A 19,653-nucleotide genomic window follows, 5' to 3' on the forward strand; every position below is an offset into this window, starting at 1 on the left:
CGCGTTACCAAATTCCGTCAGGACCATGTTTTTCGAGCGCATTTTGGCGCGAAAGCGGAGAGATAGAATGGCAAGCATGATCTTTCCCAAATGCTTCATGATGGCCGTTCTGATGATGGGAACCGTCGCCCCGGTGCTGGCCGAGGATATGGTGATTGACGACGTTACCCTCGTCGACGGAACGGGTCACGCGAAACAGGAACATATGAGTATCGGCATCAAGGATGGCCGGTTCACATATATCATGCCGACCGCCCTCGCGCCGGCAGAAACCGGCAGGCATATCGACGGGAAGGGGAAATACATCGTTCCCGGTTTCATCGACGTGCATATCCACCTGAAGGGACCACGCGGCGGCGATGGTGCCCGGATGGTCGGCAGTGCGCCAAAAGGTGAAACGCCGAATGCGATCCCGAACGGCGATCTTGCGCCGCAACCGGTCTACACTCCCGCCCAGATGGCGGCAGGCCGGGTGCTCGGGCTTGGCGCTCTGGCAGGCTTTCTCTATTCGGGCGTGACCACCGTATATGACGCCGGAAATTATGCGGATTACATCATCGAATTGCGTGCCGCGGAGCGCGGCGGAAAGATCCTCGCCCCTCATATCCTGGCCACGGGCAATCTGATCACCTATCCCGGAAGCCATGGCGATTCGATGGCCGTCAGGATCGACTCCTGGCCTCAGGGCAAGCCCGCTCTGCTTAAATATCTGGAGACGCAGAAGCCCGATATCGTCAAATTGACCCTGGAAGAACATGGGTGGGGCACGCGGCCTTTGATCCCGCTGATGCCGAACGATCTGATGCAGGACATCATCCTTGAGGTAAACCGCCATGGAATACGCACCACGGCCCACACCTCCAGCGAGTTGCGGGCAATAGACGCGATCTTCGCAGGCGCGGACAGTCTGGCGCATCCCGTGGTCCAAGGACCGATTTCCCCTGAATTTGCGAAACTGATGGGTGCGAAAAAAACGCCCATGGCGAGCACGCTGACGATCGGAGAGGGATATAGCCGTCTGGTCGAACATCCCGAATTTCTCGATCAGCCACTCTATCAGGCAGCCATCAGCCCGGCAGAGCTCAACGAATTGAAGACGAAAACACTGCCTGCCTGGCGCGATCGCGGATGGACCTGGTGGATGAAGCTGATGACCCCGGTGGCGCAGGAGAATATCCGCCAGATCTATGCGGCAGGCGGCGTGGTTGCGATCGGAACCGATCAATCCTCGGGGCCAGCGGTTCATCGGGAAATGGAATTGCTCCAGGCCGCAGGAATCCCCGCCGCCGACATCATCATGATGGCCACATTGAATGGCGCAAAACATCTTGGTCGCGCTGCGGAATTCGGCAGCATCGAAACCGGAAAATGTGCCGATGCGGTGCTGCTGAATTCGGATCCGACAATCGATATCAACAATGCCAAGGATATCGTGTTCGTTATGAAAGGGGGCAAGCTGATTGACGAGGACAAGCTCCCGCTTCCTGGGGGCGGGCGACCCCTGAGGCGCGCTGCGCGCTGACCGCGTCAAGGGGCACCGACCGCGCCATGAACGACGCTGCGTGAAATCACTTGCCTCTGCCGTTCCGCGATCCCACCTTCAGTTGGAGAAATCACCATGAAGCCGTTCTCCCCGCTCATCCTGAGCCTCGTCCTTGCCTGGTCGGGCGCAGCCTGCGCCGCGCCCTCTCCGGATAAATATCCGATCAAGGGGGTGATGCCCGATTTGGCCACAGTCCCGATCATCGATCATGATCTGGGCCATGGCGTTCACATGCTGGAGAGTTTCGGCGGTAACATCGGGGTGCTCGCGGGGCCGAACGGGACACTGCTCGTCGATGCCGAATATCCGGAGTTGAGCGGCCGATTGCGCGCCGCCGTGGCGCGGATTTCCCCACTACCGGTCCGATATGTGGTCAACACCCATTTCCATTGGGATCATGCTGGCGGGAATGCGGCCTGGACTGGTGCCGGCGCGGTGGTGATCTCCAGCGAGGAGACCTGGAAGCACATCTCCGACGCGCAGGCCGATCCGTCGCGGAACAAGGCCGGGCAATATCGGCCTGACCCGGCTGCGCTGCCCGTGCTCACGGTAGGGCAGGGTGCCACCCTGCATCTGGGGGCTCAAAAGGCGGAGATCATCCATCTTGCTCCGGCCCATACCGATGGCGACCTGATCGTGCGCTTTCCCGAGGCTGACATCATTCAGACCGGTGATACCTTCTTTGGCCATTTCTATCCGTCCATAGACGTTGCTCATGGTGGTTCGGTGGACGGGTTGCTCGATTGGTATGAGCGCCTCTATGCGATGTCCGGGCCGAACACCAAAATCATTCCGGGGCACGGACCGGTGCAGACGCGCGAGGATATTCGCGTCTTTCAAATCATGATGCGCGAGGTGCGGGCGCGCGTGGCCAAGGCAATCGCCGCGGGGATGACATTGGATCAGTTGGTGGCCGCTCATCCGCTGGACGATCTCGACAAGGATTGGGGCGGCAACCTGATCCAGCAGCCGCAAATTCTGAGTTCCGTTTACCGGAGCTTGATCGAAAAAGCGGCTCATGCAGGCCAAGATGCGGCGCGCTGATACGGGCCTCTGCGCCGCAGACCTTGCGGCGCGCAGGGAGCAGCAATGAGCCAGATGCCGAAGCGGGTGTTGCCGCTGCTGGTCGCGACGGCGATGTGCACGATGCCTGCGCACGCCGCCGAAACCTCTCTTCTGATCACCGCCCAGGATTTGGCGCACTCGGCGGACGCGATCCCGGGCCGGCAGATTGCCTATGGTCCAAATCCGCTTCAATTTGGAGAACTGACTCTGCCGAAAGGCAAAGGGCCATTTCCGATCCTCATATGGATCCACGGAGGATGCTGGCTCTCTGGCTTTGACATCAAGCATAGTCGCCCTTTCGCGCGAGCCATGGCCAAGGAAGGCGTCGCCGTGTGGAACATCGAATATCGTCGGGTCGGCGATCCCGGTGGCGGCTGGCCAGGAACCTTCCTGGACGTCGCCCGGGCAGCCGACGATCTCCGGCGACTGGCCAGGATATTCCCGCTTGATCTTGATCGCTTTTTTGTGGGCGGTCATTCCGCCGGCGGGCAGCTAGCGCTCTGGCTGGCGGGGCGAGACAGGATTGGTCGCGATAGTGATCTGTGGGTCGCGGAGCCGCTTCTGCCAAAGGGCGTCTTGGCGCTTGCCCCGGCCACGGGGCTGACCGCGCTCTATGAAAAGAAAACCTGCGATAGCGTCATCGACAAGCTGATGTCCGGCTCGCCCAGTGCGGTACCGGAGCGATATGAGGCTGCCGAGCCAAACCGGATGCTGCCGATCCGCGTGCCGCAAACAATCGTTCTCGGCGACAAGGATCTAGGCTGGACCTGGTTGGGGAAGGCATATGCCAGGATCGCCGCCAAGGCACCCGGATCTGCAAGCATTACTGTCGTGACAGCTCCGAATTCCGGACATTTTGAAATGATCGCCCCTCAGTCTTCAACATGGCCGATCGTCGTTCAGGCCGCACGTCGCTTGATCCGGATCAAAAGGGGCCGATGACCGCTGTGGCCGGTCCGGTGCGGTCAAGCCAATGCGGCATGGATAAAACGCAGGCGTGAATCGCGCCGCCTATACGGGCACGGCGGTGCTGTATTTCGTCAGTGACAGCGCAAAGTGCGAAGAGGCACCGCCGACCGAGGGATGATCGAGCAGGACGTGCATCAGAAAATGCTCGTAATCGGCAACATCACCCGCGACGACCCGGAGCAGATAATCCCAGTCTCCCGACATTGAGAAACATTCCATCACCTCGGGGCGCGAGTGAATGAACGCCTCGAAATTGGCACGCGTCTCGCGCGAGTGATCGCGCACCCGCAGATTGCAGATCACATTGACGCCGCTGCCGACCTTCGCGGCATCGACCAGCCGCACTGTCCGGGTCAATATGCCCGCGGTCTCCAGCAGCTTGATCCGCCGCCAGCAGGATGCGGTCGAACTGCCGACGCGCTGCGCCAGTTCGGCATGGCTGAGCGCGCCATTGGCCTGGAGTTCGGTCAATATACGCCGGTCGATCGAATCGATCACAAGATTATCTTTCATTCTTTGCTTAATCCCGAAAAAATTTCATCAAATTATAGCAAATCCCTGTCGTATTTGGAACGCATTCGCGCCGAATCCGTGAGATATTCAATCATGGCTCATGAAACATTGGAGCGGCCGGACGGTGCCGCAGCAGACTGGACGATCCCCCAAGACTGGGCGCGCTATTCCGCGGCCGAACATGCGATGTGGGACACCTTGTTCGAGCGCCAGGCGGCGATGCTGCCCGGCCGCGTGGCACCCGAATTCCTGGCGGGACTGGATATGCTGCGGCTGTCCAAGCCTGGCATCCCCGATTTCGGGGAATTGTCGGAACGGCTGATGGCGGCGACGGGCTGGCAGGTTGTCGCCGTGCCAGGGCTGGTGCCTGATGAGGTATTCTTCGACCATCTCGCCAACCGCCGCTTCGTGGCGGGGCGCTTCATCCGCACGCCCGAACAAGTCGATTATCTCAAGGAGCCCGACATCTTCCACGATGTCTTCGGCCATGTGCCCTTGCTCGCCAATCCGGTATTCGCCGATTACATGCAGGCTTATGGCGTCGGCGGGCAGCGCGCCGCCGGGCTGGGCGCGATCGAGAAACTGGCGCGACTCTATTGGTATACCGTCGAATTCGGGCTGATCCGCACGGGCGGCGATCTGCGGATCTACGGGGCAGGCATCGTATCGTCCTTTGGCGAATCCGTCTTCGCGCTCGACGATCCCTCGCCCAACCGGTTGGGCTTCGATCTCAAGCGGCTCATGCGCACCCAATATCGGATCGACGACTATCAGCAGACGTATTTCGTCATCGACAGTTTCGAGGATTTGCTGCGCCAGACCCAAGAGATCGATTTCGGGCCGCTTTATGCCGAGCTTGAGGGGCAGGGGACGATCGAGATCGAAGCCATCCTGCCCGACGACACCGTGATCACCCGCGGAACCCAAGCCTATGCGCGAAGCAAGCTGGTGGGGGCATGACCGCCCTGACACCGGTCGCGGAGACGTTCGGGCTGTTCGATGCGCTGGCGCCACAGCCGGCCGATGCGCTGCTCGCGCTGATCGGGATGCACCGTCGCGACCCGCGGCCGGACAAGATCGACCTCGGCGTCGGCGTGTATCGCGATGCGGCAGGCAACACGCCGGTGATGCGCGCGGTAAAGGCGGCCGAGGCGCTGATGGTCCGCGACCAGCCGACGAAGGCCTATATGGGGCCGGAGGGCGACACACGCTTTACTGAATTGCTCGCATCCGTTGTTCTGGGCGCGCTGGCAGGATCTGACCGCATCACGGGGGTGCAGACCCCCGGTGGAACGGGTGCGCTACGGCTCGGCGCTGACCTGCTCGCCCGCGCCGGCATGACTGGTCGCGTGTGGATCGGCGCACCGACCTGGCCCAATCACGCACCGATCTTCGCGGCGGCGGGGCTCCAATGTCTGTTCCATCCTTATTTTGATGCGGCGCGCTCCACGCTCGATTTCGACGCCATGGTGACAGCCTTGGAATCGGCGCGAGCGGGCGATGTCGTGCTGCTGCACGGCTGTTGCCACAATCCTACCGGCACCGGCTTTACGCCAGTTCAGTGGCACATGCTTGCGCTCCTCTTCGAGGCACGCGGGATCGTTCCTTTCATCGATCTGGCTTATCAGGGGCTGGGAGACGGGCTGGAGGCCGATGCCGTCGGCCTGCGTCTCATGCTCGACGCCGTGCCTGAGGCGTTGATCGCCTATAGCTGCGACAAGAATTTCGGTCTCTATCGCGAGCGGGTCGGCGCGTTGTGGGCGCGCTCGACCTCTGTCGATCGGTCCGCTGCGGTGCGCGACAATCTGCTGGTGCTGGCGCGGAGCCTCTGGTCGATGCCGCCCGATCATGGTGCGGCAGTGGTGCGGGTCATCTTGGAAGATTCGGCGTTGACCGAAGTTTGGCGCGCCGAACTGGAGGAAATGCGCCTCCGCATCGGCACGCTGCGCGTGGCACTGGCTGCCGCCGAGCCGCGCCTTTCGCCGATCGGCACGCAGCGCGGCCTTTTCGCAATGCTGCCAATCGACGGCGCGGCCGTAACGGCATTAAGGGAGCAGCACGGCATCTACATGGCCAGTTCCGGCCGGATCAACATCGCCGGTCTGCAGGAGGAGACGATCGTCCCCTTCGTTACAGCGCTTGCCCCCTTTCTTCCGGAATAATTCGATGATTCCTGCCGAAAACCCGCTTGGATTGGACGCCGATGCGGATAGGGATGCGGCCTATTTGATCGCACTGGAGCATGGTGCCAGGCCTGCCGATGCGTCGTTCAGCGCCTTGCCCAATGCCCAGATGATCGAAGGGGGCGGGCGGTCGCTTCTGTTTCTTGTCGAGCCTGATCCGTTTGCTGCATGGGAGGAAGTCCCCGGCCGGCGCGAGGCGGCCGCTCTCCACTCGGTGGGCCTGGGTTTGCTCGATCATCTCACCGATGCGCGCGCCATCGACAGCGCTTGCCTCCCTGAACCTGGTGCGGCGGGAAATCCATGATGGACGCTCTCTCTCCCGAACAGCAGATGGCGGCGCTCGATGACCTCCCCGGCTGGACCTATGACGCGGCGCGAAAGGCACTTTTCCGCAATATCACGCTTGCCGATTTTTCGGCTGCATTCGCGCTTATGACAAGAATTGCGCTCGCCGCAGAACAGCAGGATCATCATCCGGAATGGTCGAACGTGTATAACCGGATCGACATCTGGCTGACCACGCATGATGCAGGCGGGGTCTCCGCACGCGATGTGAAGATGGCGCAAACGATCGAGGCGTTTCTATAGGCCCATCATGCCTGGGTGATCTCCGCGAAACGATACCTTCGCCAGCGGGCCGGCCGCGCACGCCGGCGGCAACCGGGGCTTTTCCATGAAACGCCATCGTGCGGGGCTTCGAGCAAGCCGAGGGTGCCTCGGTCGGGCTGACCGGAGGAGCCATGCGCCGCCGCCGCTCGAACAAGCCAGCAGTTAGCCACGCCTGACCTATATCGATGCCGCCAGGATTACTTTCCGGCGGCATCGCCTTTATCCGAACACTGAATTCTTCTGCTTGATAACAGTGGTTGAAGTCGTTGCTCTCTGTCGATGTTTTTCATTTATGTTTTTTTATCGGGACTAATTTCGGGTCTGCGCGGATACGCCGCCTCTGCGGCCTCCCGGACCGGCTGTTCCTGCCGGATCAGCTTTGCGAGGATACGACGAGCCTGAATGCGCGGTGAGAGCGTTACGAATGGTCTTCATGACGTGTCTCCTGGTTGCCCGACACACGGGTCAGCTGCTTCGCGAGGGATCAGGCGGTGACCGGGTCGGTGCGCGCTTCGTGGATCGGGTAATTGGTCAGGCCTTTCTCCGCGCCGCCGTTGAGCGTCTCGGGGTGGAGCGGATTGAGCGGCCAGTCGTTCGTGATCCGCGCGGGCAGATCGGGATTGGCGATGAATGTGCGACCAAAGGCCACCAGGTCGGCAAGGCCGGTGGAGAGCAGGCTATCCGCGCGCTCGACGGTGTAGCGCCCCGCATAGATGATGCGCCCGCTGAAGGCGCTGCGCGCAGCCTGGCGGAAGCTCAGCGGCAGGTCGGGCGCATTGTCCCAGTCGGCCTCGGCGACAGAGAGATAGGCAATGCCCGCCGCTTCGAGCACCTTGATCGCCTCGACATAGGTTGCGTGCGGATCGTCCTCGACCAGCCCGATATAGACGCGATCCTGATCGGTGCTCTCGAACAGCGGCGTGAAACGTACACCCAGACGGTCAGGCCCGATTGCCTCTGCTACTGCCGCCACGATCTCACGCAGGAGCGCGGGCGGTTGTCCAGCGAACCGCCATAGGCGTCGGTGCGGGTATTGGCGTCGGCCGAGATGAACTGGTTGACGAGGTGACCGTTGGCGGAATGGATCCCGACCCCGTCGAACCCGGCGGTCATGGCGTTGCGGGCCGCCTGCGCGTAAAGCGCGACCAGTTCGCCAATCTCGGCCATGGTGAGCGCGCGGGGCAGCGAAGGCTCCACCAGCGTGCCTGTGCCGCGGCCGGTCTCCAGGAAGGCCTTGACCCTCTGCGCCTGGATCGCCGACGGTGCGATCGGAGCTTCTCCATCAGGCTGAAGCTGTGCGTGCGATACCCGCCCCACGTGCCAGAGTTGCGCGAAGATCACCCCGCCCTCGGCATGAACTGCCTCGATGACTTGGCGCCACCCGGCGATCTGCGTGTTGATTGCCGCTGAGAAGTGACGCGGGGAAGCCAGTAATTTCCACTGAGAAGTGACCCATGTTTGAACCCGTCCCTGGCTTTGATGAGCGGGGGACCATGGAGTGTTGAACATGGCATTATTGAGCGTCATCCGGCGCTGGCATTACCGGGATCATCTATCGATCCGGGAGATTGCGAAGCGCACTGGACTATCCCGCAACACCGTTCGTAAATATCTGCGATCGGACACGGTCGAGCCTCGGTTCAAGGTGCCGGAAAGGCCGAGCAAGCTGGATCCCTTTGTCGAACGGCTGTCGGCGTGGCTGAGGCGGGAGATGGGCCGATCACGCAAGCAGAAGCGCACGATCAAGCAGTTGCATGCGGATCTGGTGAGCCTGGGCTTTGATGGTTCCTATGGCCGCGTTGCAGCATTCGCCCGGAGTTGGCGTGATGATTATTATCGCCAGCAGCACATGAGCGGCAAGGGCACCTTTGTGCCGCTATCGTTCGCGCCGGGTGAAGCGTTCCAGTTCGACTGGAGCGAGGACTGGGCGATCATCGATGGTGTGCGCACCAACGCGACTCATCTGCTGATAGCTGCCTCCTATGGAATAAAGCCTGCCCCCTTTGTTCCAGCCGGTCTCCTCCAGCCCTTGCTGTTGGAAGATGTGCTGAAAGGCGTAATGAGATTCCTCGGGATGGATTGCTATGCCAGCGAAGAAGGCATTGAGCCTTTGCACCTGTTCGGCAAGCCGCTGGGAGATTGGGGCATTATGGTCGAAGCGCTCATCGCGTCCTCTGGTTTTCTTTCCTTTTCGTATTACGCTGAGGCTGCGCAACAAAAGCGGCTTTAGAATTGAGAACGGCCTTGGGCGCAGATGAAAATGCTCTGCCCAATCATTCAAGGGAATTGAAAATTCGGAGGCGTAGTCCGTCAACGCCGATGTTGGCTTAAAGCGGGTCGCTATTGCCTGCTCTGATCCGCCTCCGCTTCCCCTGAAAACACTTAGCAGGCCGAGCCTCTCAAGCCCATCTACGGCACACCGCAACAACGTTGCGGTCTAAAACAAAGCCCTCGCGTTTCAGCTGGATTATGGTTGCTGCCGCGCCGGAAAGCTCACGGCCCACCCAAGCCCCAAAGCCTTTTGCAAGCCGACAAAAGTCCGCGCGACATCGGCGCGGGCCTCGCTTGATAACTCCGCATTTTTTTGCTGCTCGACCAAGGCGTTGAGCAGGTCGATTCGACTGAACGTGCCCGCCTGAAATTGTCTTTCAGCAAAATCCGTCATGCGGGCGTTAGCAGCATGAGAGCGGACGCGTTCAATCAGAATTTCTCGTGCCGATCGGCTTTTTGCAAGTGCGTCTTCCGCATCGTTCAACGCCATTAAAACGGTCTTGCGATATTTGCCGGCGGCCGCGTCAAAATCTGCTTGTGCGCTCCCGAGCTGGGCGCGGTTTCGGCCGAAATCGAGAAAATTCCATTTGATCGTTGGCGCTCCAAGCGCCGTGATACTGCCAAGATCGGTGAGGTCTGTCGGAGCGCTTCCTCCGATTCCAATGATGCCCAACACCGAGAATTGAGGGAGTGAGTCGGCCTTGGTCATGCCGATACGCGCGCTGCTCGCCGCGAGTTCACGTTCTGCGACCCGAATGTCCGGGCGCCGACTGATCAGAGCGGCGATATCGCCAACGGGGACTCTGTCGGGTGCTTTCGGGACGCTACCGGAACCGCCCACCAGCACGTCAATGGCACCGGGCTTTTCGCCAATCAAAATAGCCAACGCGTTCAGATCGGTATTGATCGTTGCTTCGATGACGCTCAGCCGCTCTTTTGCGCTTGCGAGGTCCATGACCTTTTGTTCGACCACAGCTTCCGACACTGTGCCGCGGTTAAAGCGTTGTTGCGTCAACAGCAGCAACTCTTGGCAAATGATGCCACTCGTCCGAGCCGCCGTCGCACTGTGCTGCTGTTGACGTAGATTGATGTACAGCTGAGCAATTTGCGCGGCCAGACTAACCTGTATGTCGCCCAGCGTAGCTTGTGCGGCAGCCATTGTTGCACGTGACGCCTCAAGCCGGCGCTTCTGTCCTCCAAAAAGGTCGATTTCCCAGCTCGCTGTAAAACCAAGATTGTAGATTTCGATGTCGCTCGAATCCGAGGCGGCATTGCCGAGGTTCAATCCTGGTACGTGTGCACCGAGGTAGCGCGGGGACGCGCCGACGCTGGGCGCGCCATCCGCTTTTTGAAACCGGAACTGCGCACGCGCCTGGCGTATCCGTGCTTTGGCTATCTCCATGTCGGGATTGGCCGTGAAAGACCGCTCGATCAATGAATCGAGGGTCGCGTCGCCAAAACCGATCCACCATCGTGCGATCGGCGTTTTCGTGCCGTCCACAGCATCACTCGTTCTTGTAAAATTGGGCGAGGTCGATGCCATTAATATCTTAGGGGGGCCTGCATAGTCGGGGCCGACGGTGCAGGCCGTGAGCACCGTCGAAAGGGCGAGCATCGTGGTTGTGCGCATGAGGGTTCTCAGTGCATGGCGACCGCTGGCCCAGCGGGCAGCGGCTTGAGGAATAAGGCGAGCGGCGCAACGATCATCGTGCTGATCGCGACCAGCAGAAACAGATCATTGTACGTCATGACCAACGCCTCGCGGGCAACCGTCCCGGCAAGGGCGCGCAAGGCCGCCCCTTCTCCCACAAGATCGCCCAGATCAGCGAGATACAGGTGCAGATTGACGGAGCTTTGTCCCAGGGTTTCTGCGAGGCGCGAACTATGAAATGCCAGGCGCTCGTCCTGCAATGTGGCCATCGCCGACAGCGCGAGGGATCCGCCGAAATTCCGGGCGGCGTTATAAAGCCCGGAAGCGTCGCTGGCATATTCACGGGGAACGGACACGATGGCTGCCTGGTTGAGAAAGACAAACGTCAGGACCATGCCGATGCCGCGCAGAATCTGGGACATCACAAAACCGCTTCCGCTCGACTGACCACTGAGCCTGGTTTCCAGCCAGCAACTCAACGCCAGGATGACAAACCCGGATGTCACAGCCACCCGGATATCCAGCCTGCGCGTCATCAAAGGGATGAGCGGCAGCGCAATCACCAGCGGGAGGGCGGAAAACATCAGCACCTGCCCGGCCTGAAGCGCGTTATATCCGGCAATCGTGGCGACGAACTGAGGTATCAGATAATTGGTGCCATACATGACCACACCAAGGACGAGCGCCATCATAACGATTGATGCAAACTGGCGGTCGCGCAGGAGCGCCAGGCGGATCACCGGTCGGCGACTGAAAAACTGACCTGCCGTGAGCATTGCAAGGCCGACGATCGATAGGAGGGTCAGTTTGACCATGAGCGCCGAGTCAAACCATTGTTCGCGGTGCCCCTCCTCGAGGACCACCGTGAGCGCCCCAAGCGCAAGGGCCATGCCGACGATCCCCAGCCAATCGGCCTGACGAATGAGGTGGAGCTGCAGCTTGCGGTGGGGCAGTCCTATGAACAGCAACACCACCAGCGCGATGCAAACCGGGATGTTGATGAAGAAGGCGTAATGCCAACTGAGATTTTCGGTGAGCCACCCACCTGCCAACGGCCCCAGAACAGGACCAAGAACGCCTGACACGGCGTAGAGCGCGGTGCCGATCGCCTGTTGCGGGCGCGGCAGGCGTGTCGCGATGATTGTCATGGCAGTGGGAATCATGGCACCGCCGGTCAGCCCCTGACCAGCTCGGCCGATGATCATCATCGTCAATGTCGTCGAAAGGCCACATAAAATAGAAAAGGTCGTGAACAAGATGGCCGCGGTCAGCAGCAAGGTGCGCAGGCCGAGGACGCGCTCGAGCCAACCAGTCAACGGGATGATGATGATTTCTGCAACGAGGTAGGACGTGGCGATCCAGGTGCCTTCGGTTCCGCTCGCACCGATCTCCCCCTGGATCGTCGGCAAGGCAGAATTGACGATCGTGATATCGAGAGTGGCCATCAAGGCACCGAGTATTCCCGCGACGACGGCAAGCCATGCGGCCAGGTCTGCCTTGTCTGGATTGGATCCAGAAACGGGCATGGCCGGACCATCGCCGTCAAGCGTCGCCGCTGTCACTTATACGACCCGGCGCGTGCGTCCTGCTCGCGCTTGATACGCCCGCTCACCTCCCGTGCGGAAATGGTATTCACGATCGCTTTCACGGACATTCCAGGCACCAGGAGGGCGCGCGCTTGCGGGCCTGCGTCGATGGCAATCCGGACAGTGATCCGTTGGACGATCTTGGTAAAATTGCCGGTCGCGTTCTGAGGTGGCAGCACCGAGAATTGCGCCCCGGTCCCTGGCGACAGGCTCACGACATGGCCCCGTAAGATAATATCGGGAAGCGCGTCCACTTCGATGTCGACGGGTTGCCCGACGCGCATGAGGCCGATTTGCGTTTCCTTGAAATTGGCGGCCACGTAGATCTGGCTCAGGGGCACGATCGTGGTCAGTCGACTGCCAGCCTGAACAAATTGGCCCACGCGGGCTTGCTTGTCGCCGATGCGACCAGCAATGCTCGCGCGAATGAGCGTCGAAGCCACATTGCGGCTGGCACCGCGAAGCTGCGCGCGCGCAGCGCCTCCCTGCGCCTCGGCTTGGCGGACTTGAGACTGAAGTGACGCCACACGGCGCTCTGCGCCTCTTACAACGGCCTGTTGCTGTGCCTGCAGTGCAGCAGCCTTGGCGGCTTCGTTGCGTAGCTGCGACAGCCGCTCACTGGATTCAGCACCCGTCGCCACGAGAGGTTCGTAGCGGCGGACTTCCGCCATCGTATAACGCGCATTGCTTATAGCCGAGAAATGCTGCGCTTGGGCTTGCTCTATCACCGCTTCCTGTTCAGCGATCTTTGCACGCGCATCGTCGGCATTCGCGAGTGAGAGTTGCGTCTGGGCCTCGTATTGGGAGACCTGCGCCTGATAATCGAGGGGATCGACCTGAAAGAGTGGCTGGCCTGCCGCCACGTCCTGATTGTCTTGCACAAAGACTTTATCGATGTAGCCAGACACCTTCGGCGATACCGTAACCGAGTCCGCCTGAACGAAGGCATCGTTGGTGCTTTCGAAATAGCGGCCAGAGCTTTGATAGCTGAACCACCAAATCACACATGCAAAAAGCAATCCGAGCACAACAACCAAAAGCATCAAGCGAGACGCGACACTTGGCAGGGAAGATGGCTTTGCAATCGTCTGATCGGCACGCGTCACGAGAAAATCGTCACCCGGCTGGTGCCCAGACAAATCTGATGTGTTTCCACCCACTGTACAGACTTCCTGTTCGGGTGTTCCCACCCAACCGCGCGTCGATCATCAGCCCAAGCAATCGATCGACTGCTTGTTATTACAAACTACAAACTGTGGCAAGGAAATGTTTGCGACGCCACGGATCGGCGACCGTGCCGCTTTTCAGGATATGTAAATGCGCATTTTAAGCAGAAAGCAGCGCAACCGTCTCGGCAGGCTCCCGGACCATATTGGCCTCAAGCCGATCGCGCCCATTGGTCAAATCGGCCACGACATGATCGCGCACGCCTTGTTCATCCCCGCTACGGATCGCAGCGATGATCTCCTGGTGAAAGCCTGTGCCGGATCGCGCCCAGTCTTTTTTCCTAAACGTCTGATACAGCAGGTTGAGCGAGGGGCCCATTCTCAGCCAAAGGCCCTCGATCATGCTCAACAGGATTGGCAGGTTGGCACGACGATATATGGCAAAATGAAAATCATAATTGTTTTTGAGAACATTCTTATAGTCGCCCCGAACGTGCGCCTTTTCGAGCTGCTCACAGATCGAATTCAGTTCGGCGATAGCATTCTCGTCGAAGAACGGAATGGCACAAACGGCGGCCGTGCTCTCGAGCGCCAACCTGATCGTATAAATTTCGTGAATGCTTGTCAGCGTCAATTCGGGAACAAGCGCCGTCCTTCTTGGACCCCATTCCATAACCCGATCGGTGATCAAACGGATGAGCGCATCTTTTGCTGGCGTGACGCTGATACCAAGCATTGTCGACAAGGCGCGTATGGTAATCGATTGTCCGGGCGCGAATCCCCCTGTCAGGAGCGCGTGCCGCAAGGCAGCTTCGGCTTGGTCGGTCAGCGTGTCGCCACGGGCAATCGACAGCAGCGGAGAGGGAAGGTCAGTCATTGGCCAATTAGAACTCAGCGGCGTCGGTTGTCAATCAACACTTGATGTTACAAACATCGAAAACAAGCCATTGGAATAACGTGTTTTTATGAGGCCCGAACAGCGTTCTGTCGCCATCCGGACCAGCCGGCCATATCTTCGAATATGGCCGGCTGGTCCGGGGAGGCATCCGATATCGACCGCCATCAAATACCGGACGCAACCTGATCAGAATTTGAGCATTGCCGATGCAACAAAGCGGCGCGGCGATGACACGGATCCAAGATGGCATCCGTTGCAACTTCCGTCTGCGTTCTGGGCACCGAAATATTGTGGTGCGAACTCCGTGAAATAGCGGACGTCGAACAGGTTTTCTACCCGCGCCGCGAACTCCCAATTGCCATCAATCTGACGAAGTGCGACCCGGGCATTGGACACCCAATAAGAGGGATTGATATTGGATGCGCCATGCGGGGTGAGACGCCAGATGAACGAGTCGTTATAGGACGCGTCGCCATGCAGCTCGAGTTCGACGTCGTTCGAAATCGGCAGTGTGTAGGTGCCGCCGAAATTGAAGGTCCAATGCGGGGCGTTGGGCACCTGCTTTCCGGCCAGGTCTATGGTTCGGAGAATTCTTGTTCCCGCTTCCGCATAAGTGAATGAGCCCTTTTTCCATTTGGCGTCCAGATACCCACCAGCCGCGTTCAACGAGAGACGCTGGACGGGTGTCCAGGCGAGGCTGGCTTCGAGGCCCTTGTTGATCGACGTGCCGATGTTGTCGACGCGCTCGATGACGACGTTGATGATCGGATCGAGGGTACGGGTCTGGATCTGTCTCGCCAAATAGCGGGTGTAATAGGCTGCGAGTTCGTAATTGAGGTTGCCGGCCAATTCGCCCTTGATGCCGAGTTCGCCAGTCCACGCTTTTTCGGGCTTGTATGTCCCGGGCACACTGGCGTCGATGCTGATCTTCCCCGACTCCCACCCTTCGGCGACTGAACCATAGATCAGCGGGCCGCCGTCTACCTTGTAAGACACGGAAAGCTTTGGCAGCACCGCCGTGAACGCCACCGATTGGGTGACGATCGGGTTCTGAACAACGCCATTGGTCCGCATGGGCGTGTAGCTGTACTTCGTGTGCAAGAGTCTCAACCCGCCACCGACCGTAAGATTGCCAAAGTGCATGTTTGCAGTGCCAAAAGCGGCCACGTCATCCTGCCTGGTCGTGCGTTCGAGGTAGGGGCGAACGGGGCCGTTGTTGATCGACAGGCCCCCGTTCGTACCCTGAACCGTCAGATTGTCGATGCGAGCGCCATACAGGCCGGCTATCCAATCGAAGCGATCGCTGGTCTCCGATGTCAGCCGAAATTCCTGGGTCAATATTTTCGTGGGTCGCTTGTCATCCGTATATCCCGCCAACTGCGTAACCGCAGTCGGTGCAAAAGCCGTGGATGTATAGTCGGCGTCGGTCGCGACGATGCGATTTTGCTGGGTATAGGAGGTGATCGACGTCAGCGCGACACCGCCAAAATCATATGTGAGATTGGCGATGCCTGCCCAGGTCGTGATCTTCGAATTTGGAATGAAGCTCGTATTGGATTCGTAATTTGGCGTCTGCACGTCATTGTTTCGCGTGTAGGAGCCATAGGCACCTGTCGTCCTGCGATACCTCAGCGTAAACAGTGCAGTCAGATCTTCGCTCGGCTTGAGCAGGAGTTGCCCCTTGGCGGCGAACTCGCGCATTTCGCTATTGGGCACGCCGCCGAGGTTCTGGTTCGGAAGATAGCCGTCGTCGTGCGTGAAGGAACCCGCGATCCGCGCGGCAACCTTGCCATCCACGATGGGTATGTTCAACGTCCCGAAGATATCCTGGTAATTGCGCTCGCCCATCTCGACCTTGACCTGGCCGGCTTGCTCGAAATCGGGAATTTTCGCGACATAACGAATGGCACCGCCGATGGTGCTGCCGCCGTAAAGCGTCCCTTGAGGACCTTTGAGGATCTCGACGTGACCGATATCTTCCAGGCGCGCTGTCGTATCGGTGAAGTTCTGGACATCGTCGATATAGAAGCCGACCCCCTGCACCGACCCCAGCGACCCGACACCTCGCAATACGACGTTCGCCGTATTATCCTGGCGGCGCGTCAGCGTCAGGCCCGGCGTCTGCCGGCCAAGATCGTTGATCGTCGTCACGGCGTTCCGCGTCAGAGTATCTCCCGAAAACGCCGCGATCGATTCGGGAACATCGCTCAATCGCTCGGACCGCTTGCGGGCGGTGACGACGATCTCCGATCCCGGGGCGTCAGCCTCGCCGGCATCGGTTGCCGAAGGTTCCTGGGCCATCGCCGGAAAGGCGGATGCCAACGACATGGCCGCCCCGATCATCAAGCCCGTTTTCAACGCGCGGCGTTTGTTATGCGAATTACAAGTTATCAACATCTGTTCCCCCTTGGTCAGCTAGCAATTTTTGTACGCAAACACGGTCTTTTTTGTTATTTGGCATTTGTTATTACAAGCATCAGGGGCTGGCAAGATATTTATTGAGGTCATTTGTGTCGGATGGCCACAGGGCAGTTGGCAGGGGGCCGCTTCCCTACGAAAGCTCTGTCGCGCCACGGGGGCCATGCTGGCCGTGGACCCTTCGCTATCAACTGAACCGCCGGACTATTCGATCAAATACGGGTCTCGGCGATGAATATGGGGCGGGCCGGATCACGCGGCCCCTGACATTCTTTCATTGCTCGGGGCACTGAGCGCGCTGTCAACGACGTGGGCCCAAATTTGCAGCAGATGAGGGAATCTCTTGCAAATCGGATAAGCGCTATGTCGCTATAAGCTATTATTATCAAACAATTTATTTGGTTTTATCGAGCGAAATTAATCCATGAATGTGTGGGCTTGCGCGATCCAGGCTTGTTTGTTACTACAAACTACAAACTTTGACGAGGTGACGGAATGCTGCATTATTTCAAAGATAATTACGCGTGGAATATGGCTGTTGCGACGCTTGTCGAGGATGTAGGAACATTGGCCGAGCCGTTCACGGCATTTTCGGCGGTCGAGCATTTGTCGGGCGGCGACGTTAAGACGGCCAATGATGGTTGGTACGATGCTTTCTTTGCTTTGGGAGATCGGCTCGAGTCCCTTGCCGACAGGGATTTGGCTGAAGGCAATGAACGGACGGCCGCCCGAAAATATCATCGCGCTGCCATGTATTTCACGCGCGCAGATCGCATGACGAGCCACAATGACGAGCGGAAGATGCGCGCCTATCTGCGCGTCATGTCGAACTTCCGGAAGGGCCGCGATTATGGTCGCGAGGGCGTCGAGTTCATTGATATTCCTTACAAGTCCGGTTTCATGCCCTCGCTGCTGGTCAAGGCGCCGGATGTCGACGGAAAGCCAGCACCGATCGTCATCCACCTTCAGGGGTTCGACTCGGTCAAGGAAACACAATGGCCGGTTCTCCAGACCTATAAGGCGCGCGGTGTCTCCCTGTTGATCGTCGACCAGGGTGGCTCAGGGGGTGCGTTGCGTCTGCATGGATTGACCGCCGAAATCGAAACCGAGAAATACGTCGGAAAGATCATCGATTATATCCTGTCCCGCAGCGACATTGCCACCGACGAGATCGGCCTCTGCGGCATTTCCATGGGCGGCTATTTTGCACCGCGGGCAGCCGCCTATGAGCCGCGGATCAAGGCCTGCGCACTTTGGGGATCATTTCATTATACGCCCAAAAATTATGAAAAGGATCTGGCGAGCGAAGAAGAAACCGCTTCCTTGCCCGACGCGGTTGGGCATGGCCTCTGGTCATGGGGCTATCCCGACGTGAAGACGTTCCTGGCCGGCCTCGGGGGTATCGGTCTGAAAGGCATCATCGAGAAGGTGACCTGCCCCCTTTACATCGTGCACGGCGAGCATGATCGGCAGATCGACGTGAAGGAAGCGCGTGACGTATATGACGCGGCGACGACGCCCCACAAGAAGCTGAAGATTTTCACGGCGGAAGAGGGTGGCGTAGAGCACTGCCAGATAGACAATCGCAGCTATGCCGCGGATACCTTGGCCGATTGGTTCGCCGGCGTTTTCAACACAGGCAAGTGATTCAGGCGGTCGCATCGCGTTCCGATTGGCGGTGAATCAGCTTTTGGCGCAATAGGCGGACGGGGGCTGCACCGTCATCTGATCGTAAGCCCGACAGGTGATGACGATGCCAAGAGCGCTCGCGCGGATGTGGCAAACCTGCGCGGCGGCTCGCCTGACTGGGTCTCTGCTTTGTCTCGATATCCTGGTGCGGTCGCCCGCCCGCCCTTGCCGCAGCTTCGACCAGCCTTCTGCTAGCCATGCGCGTAGCTACCGTGCGGTCCCACCGGGACCTCTCGAACCCAGGGTGTCCACTTGACGAAATACATCGAAACAAGTCTGTATTTGTAACTTCAGGCATGTTATTACAAACTACAAATCTCTTGGAGGCTTTTAATGCAGCGTGTTTTGGTGACGGCGGGTGCGTCGGGTATAGGCCTGGCTATCGCCGGAGCGTTTCTCGAGAGTGGCGCGCAGGTTCACATTTGTGATGTGGCTGAGGACGCGCTGGCCGGGGCAAAAGCACTGTACCCGAAGCTTCAGGTCAGCCTTGCCGACGTTGGCGACGTGCAGCAGGTCGCTCGGCTCGGCGACGATGTGCGTGCCGCATGGGGCGGGATTGATGTCATCGTCAACAATGCTGGCATCGGCGGGCCGCGCGCACCGGTGGATGAGGTTTCGGATGCGGATTGGGACGCCGTCATGCGGGTCAACGTGACCGGCATGTTCTATGTGATCCGCCAGTTCGCGCCGGGACTGAAAGCCCAGCGATCGGGGTCGATCATCAATATTTCGAGCACTTCGGCACGAAGCGGCTTGCCCAATCGGACCCCCTATGTCGTTTCGAAAGTGGCCATCGAGGGGCTGACCAAAAATCTGGCGCGCGAACTTGGCCCGTTCAATATCCGCTGCAACTCGCTCCTGCCCGGCTCGATGGAAAACGAGCGCAACCGCACCATGATGCGCGAGAAAGCCGCGCGCGAGGGAATTTCATACGAGCAGGCGCTTGCACAGCGCCTTGAATTCATCTCGATGCGGACGCGCATCGATCCCGCGGAAGTGGGCGATATGGCTGTCTTCCTGGCCTCGGATGGGGCGCGGCACGTCTCCGGCCAGCAAATCAGCGTGTGCGGCAATATCGAATGGGAGGGTTGA

The 19,653-nt window shown here is 59.3% G+C and carries 15 protein-coding genes and 2 pseudogenes; 10 read left to right on the top strand and 7 right to left on the bottom strand.

Translation table 11 applies throughout. The features are described from left to right. Positions 1–67: 67 nt before the first annotated feature. From FHS49_RS03905 to FHS49_RS03915, 3 genes are all read left to right on the top strand, one after another. A complete protein-coding gene (locus FHS49_RS03905) occupies positions 68–1,522 on the top strand; it encodes an amidohydrolase family protein (protein WP_184015393.1) in 1,455 nt (484 codons plus the stop codon). A 96-nt stretch (positions 1,523–1,618) separates the two neighbouring features. Then, positions 1,619–2,587 carry an MBL fold metallo-hydrolase gene (locus FHS49_RS03910; RefSeq protein ID WP_184015395.1) on the top strand — a complete coding sequence of 323 codons (969 nt, stop codon included), beginning with the start codon at positions 1,619–1,621 and terminating at the stop codon, positions 2,585–2,587. 45 nt (positions 2,588–2,632) lie between these two features. After that, positions 2,633–3,550 carry an alpha/beta hydrolase gene (locus tag FHS49_RS03915; protein WP_184015398.1) on the top strand — a complete coding sequence of 306 codons (918 nt, stop codon included), beginning with the start codon at positions 2,633–2,635 and terminating at the stop codon, positions 3,548–3,550. A gap of 69 nt (positions 3,551–3,619) precedes the next feature. On the opposite strand, the gene FHS49_RS03920 is transcribed toward FHS49_RS03915, so the two are convergent. Continuing rightward, entirely contained in the window at positions 3,620–4,090 is a 471-nt protein-coding gene (locus tag FHS49_RS03920; protein WP_184015400.1) for an Lrp/AsnC family transcriptional regulator, read from the bottom strand. 93 nt (positions 4,091–4,183) lie between these two features. On the opposite strand from FHS49_RS03920, the gene phhA reads away from it, so the two are divergent. The 4 genes from phhA to FHS49_RS03940 are packed head-to-tail and all read left to right on the top strand — an operon-like array spanning position 4,184 to position 6,861. Then, the gene (gene phhA / locus FHS49_RS03925) at positions 4,184–5,050 is read left to right on the top strand and encodes a phenylalanine 4-monooxygenase (RefSeq protein ID WP_184015402.1); all 867 of its coding nucleotides are present in this window, start codon (positions 4,184–4,186) and stop codon (positions 5,048–5,050) included. Beyond that, on the top strand, positions 5,047–6,252 hold the full coding sequence (locus FHS49_RS03930) for an amino acid aminotransferase (protein WP_184015404.1): 1,206 nt from the start codon (positions 5,047–5,049) through the stop codon (positions 6,250–6,252). The genes phhA and FHS49_RS03930 overlap by 4 nt, the downstream gene beginning before the upstream one ends. Positions 6,253–6,256: 4 nt before the next feature. Further along, complete coding sequence (locus FHS49_RS03935) at positions 6,257–6,577, top strand: hypothetical protein (protein ID WP_184015406.1); 321 nt, start codon at positions 6,257–6,259, stop codon at positions 6,575–6,577. Then, positions 6,574–6,861 carry a 4a-hydroxytetrahydrobiopterin dehydratase gene (locus FHS49_RS03940; RefSeq protein WP_184015408.1) on the top strand — a complete coding sequence of 96 codons (288 nt, stop codon included), beginning with the start codon at positions 6,574–6,576 and terminating at the stop codon, positions 6,859–6,861. The genes FHS49_RS03935 and FHS49_RS03940 overlap by 4 nt, the downstream gene beginning before the upstream one ends. 505 nt (positions 6,862–7,366) lie before the next feature. Here the strand turns inward: FHS49_RS03940 and FHS49_RS19970 are convergent. Further along, positions 7,367–8,409, bottom strand: a pseudogene (locus FHS49_RS19970) (oxidoreductase). Here FHS49_RS19970 and FHS49_RS03950 point away from each other — a divergent pair. Continuing rightward, positions 8,390–8,956: pseudogene (locus tag FHS49_RS03950) on the top strand (winged helix-turn-helix transcriptional regulator); the annotation flags it as partial. The pseudogenes FHS49_RS19970 and FHS49_RS03950 overlap by 20 nt on opposite strands. A gap of 393 nt (positions 8,957–9,349) precedes the next feature. Here FHS49_RS03950 and FHS49_RS03955 read toward each other — a convergent pair. From FHS49_RS03955 to FHS49_RS03975, 5 genes are all read right to left on the bottom strand, one after another. Further along, positions 9,350–10,783, bottom strand: coding sequence for an efflux transporter outer membrane subunit (locus tag FHS49_RS03955; protein ID WP_184015410.1), 1,434 nt, complete (start codon positions 10,781–10,783; stop codon positions 9,350–9,352). 8 nt (positions 10,784–10,791) lie between these two features. Continuing rightward, a complete protein-coding gene (locus FHS49_RS03960; RefSeq protein WP_184016002.1) occupies positions 10,792–12,330 on the bottom strand; it encodes an MDR family MFS transporter in 1,539 nt (512 codons plus the stop codon). A 32-nt stretch (positions 12,331–12,362) separates the two neighbouring features. Then, complete coding sequence (locus tag FHS49_RS03965; protein ID WP_184016004.1) at positions 12,363–13,433, bottom strand: HlyD family secretion protein; 1,071 nt, start codon at positions 13,431–13,433, stop codon at positions 12,363–12,365. Positions 13,434–13,716: 283 nt separating this feature from the next. Continuing rightward, entirely contained in the window at positions 13,717–14,433 is a 717-nt protein-coding gene (locus FHS49_RS03970; protein WP_184015412.1) for a GntR family transcriptional regulator, read from the bottom strand. 207 nt (positions 14,434–14,640) lie between these two features. Continuing rightward, positions 14,641–16,782 carry a TonB-dependent receptor gene (locus FHS49_RS03975; protein ID WP_184015414.1) on the bottom strand — a complete coding sequence of 714 codons (2,142 nt, stop codon included), beginning with the start codon at positions 16,780–16,782 and terminating at the stop codon, positions 14,641–14,643. Between the two features lie 585 nt (positions 16,783–17,367). Between FHS49_RS03975 and FHS49_RS03980 the strand changes: the two genes are divergently transcribed. Together FHS49_RS03980 and FHS49_RS03985 are read left to right on the top strand one after the other, a co-directional pair. Beyond that, positions 17,368–18,519: an alpha/beta hydrolase gene (locus FHS49_RS03980; RefSeq protein ID WP_184015416.1), complete on the top strand. Its 1,152-nt coding sequence runs from the start codon at positions 17,368–17,370 to the stop codon at positions 18,517–18,519. Between the two features lie 390 nt (positions 18,520–18,909). Then, positions 18,910–19,653: an SDR family oxidoreductase gene (locus tag FHS49_RS03985; RefSeq protein WP_343052888.1), complete on the top strand. Its 744-nt coding sequence runs from the start codon at positions 18,910–18,912 to the stop codon at positions 19,651–19,653.

Origin of the sequence: Sphingobium boeckii (assembly GCF_014199215.1) — a bacterium.
Classification (GTDB): Bacteria; Pseudomonadota; Alphaproteobacteria; order Sphingomonadales; family Sphingomonadaceae; genus Sphingobium_A; species Sphingobium_A boeckii.

Excerpts from the sequence above, each read along its gene's own strand:
- FHS49_RS03905 (WP_184015393.1), top strand. The coding sequence starts at position 68 with ATGGCAAGCATGATCTTTCCCAAATGCTTCATGATGGCCGTTCTGATG.
- FHS49_RS03910 (WP_184015395.1), top strand. The coding sequence starts at position 1,619 with ATGAAGCCGTTCTCCCCGCTCATCCTGAGCCTCGTCCTTGCCTGGTCG.
- FHS49_RS03915 (WP_184015398.1), top strand. The coding sequence starts at position 2,633 with ATGAGCCAGATGCCGAAGCGGGTGTTGCCGCTGCTGGTCGCGACGGCG.
- FHS49_RS03920 (WP_184015400.1), bottom strand. The coding sequence starts at position 4,090 with ATGAAAGATAATCTTGTGATCGATTCGATCGACCGGCGTATATTGACC.
- phhA (WP_184015402.1), top strand. The coding sequence starts at position 4,184 with ATGGCTCATGAAACATTGGAGCGGCCGGACGGTGCCGCAGCAGACTGG.
- FHS49_RS03930 (WP_184015404.1), top strand. The coding sequence starts at position 5,047 with ATGACCGCCCTGACACCGGTCGCGGAGACGTTCGGGCTGTTCGATGCG.
- FHS49_RS03935 (WP_184015406.1), top strand. The coding sequence starts at position 6,257 with ATGATTCCTGCCGAAAACCCGCTTGGATTGGACGCCGATGCGGATAGG.
- FHS49_RS03940 (WP_184015408.1), top strand. The coding sequence starts at position 6,574 with ATGATGGACGCTCTCTCTCCCGAACAGCAGATGGCGGCGCTCGATGAC.
- FHS49_RS03955 (WP_184015410.1), bottom strand. The coding sequence starts at position 10,783 with ATGCGCACAACCACGATGCTCGCCCTTTCGACGGTGCTCACGGCCTGC.
- FHS49_RS03960 (WP_184016002.1), bottom strand. The coding sequence starts at position 12,330 with ATGCCCGTTTCTGGATCCAATCCAGACAAGGCAGACCTGGCCGCATGG.
- FHS49_RS03965 (WP_184016004.1), bottom strand. The coding sequence starts at position 13,433 with ATGCTTTTGGTTGTTGTGCTCGGATTGCTTTTTGCATGTGTGATTTGG.
- FHS49_RS03970 (WP_184015412.1), bottom strand. The coding sequence starts at position 14,433 with ATGACTGACCTTCCCTCTCCGCTGCTGTCGATTGCCCGTGGCGACACG.
- FHS49_RS03975 (WP_184015414.1), bottom strand. The coding sequence starts at position 16,782 with ATGTCGTTGGCATCCGCCTTTCCGGCGATGGCCCAGGAACCTTCGGCA.
- FHS49_RS03980 (WP_184015416.1), top strand. The coding sequence starts at position 17,368 with ATGCTGCATTATTTCAAAGATAATTACGCGTGGAATATGGCTGTTGCG.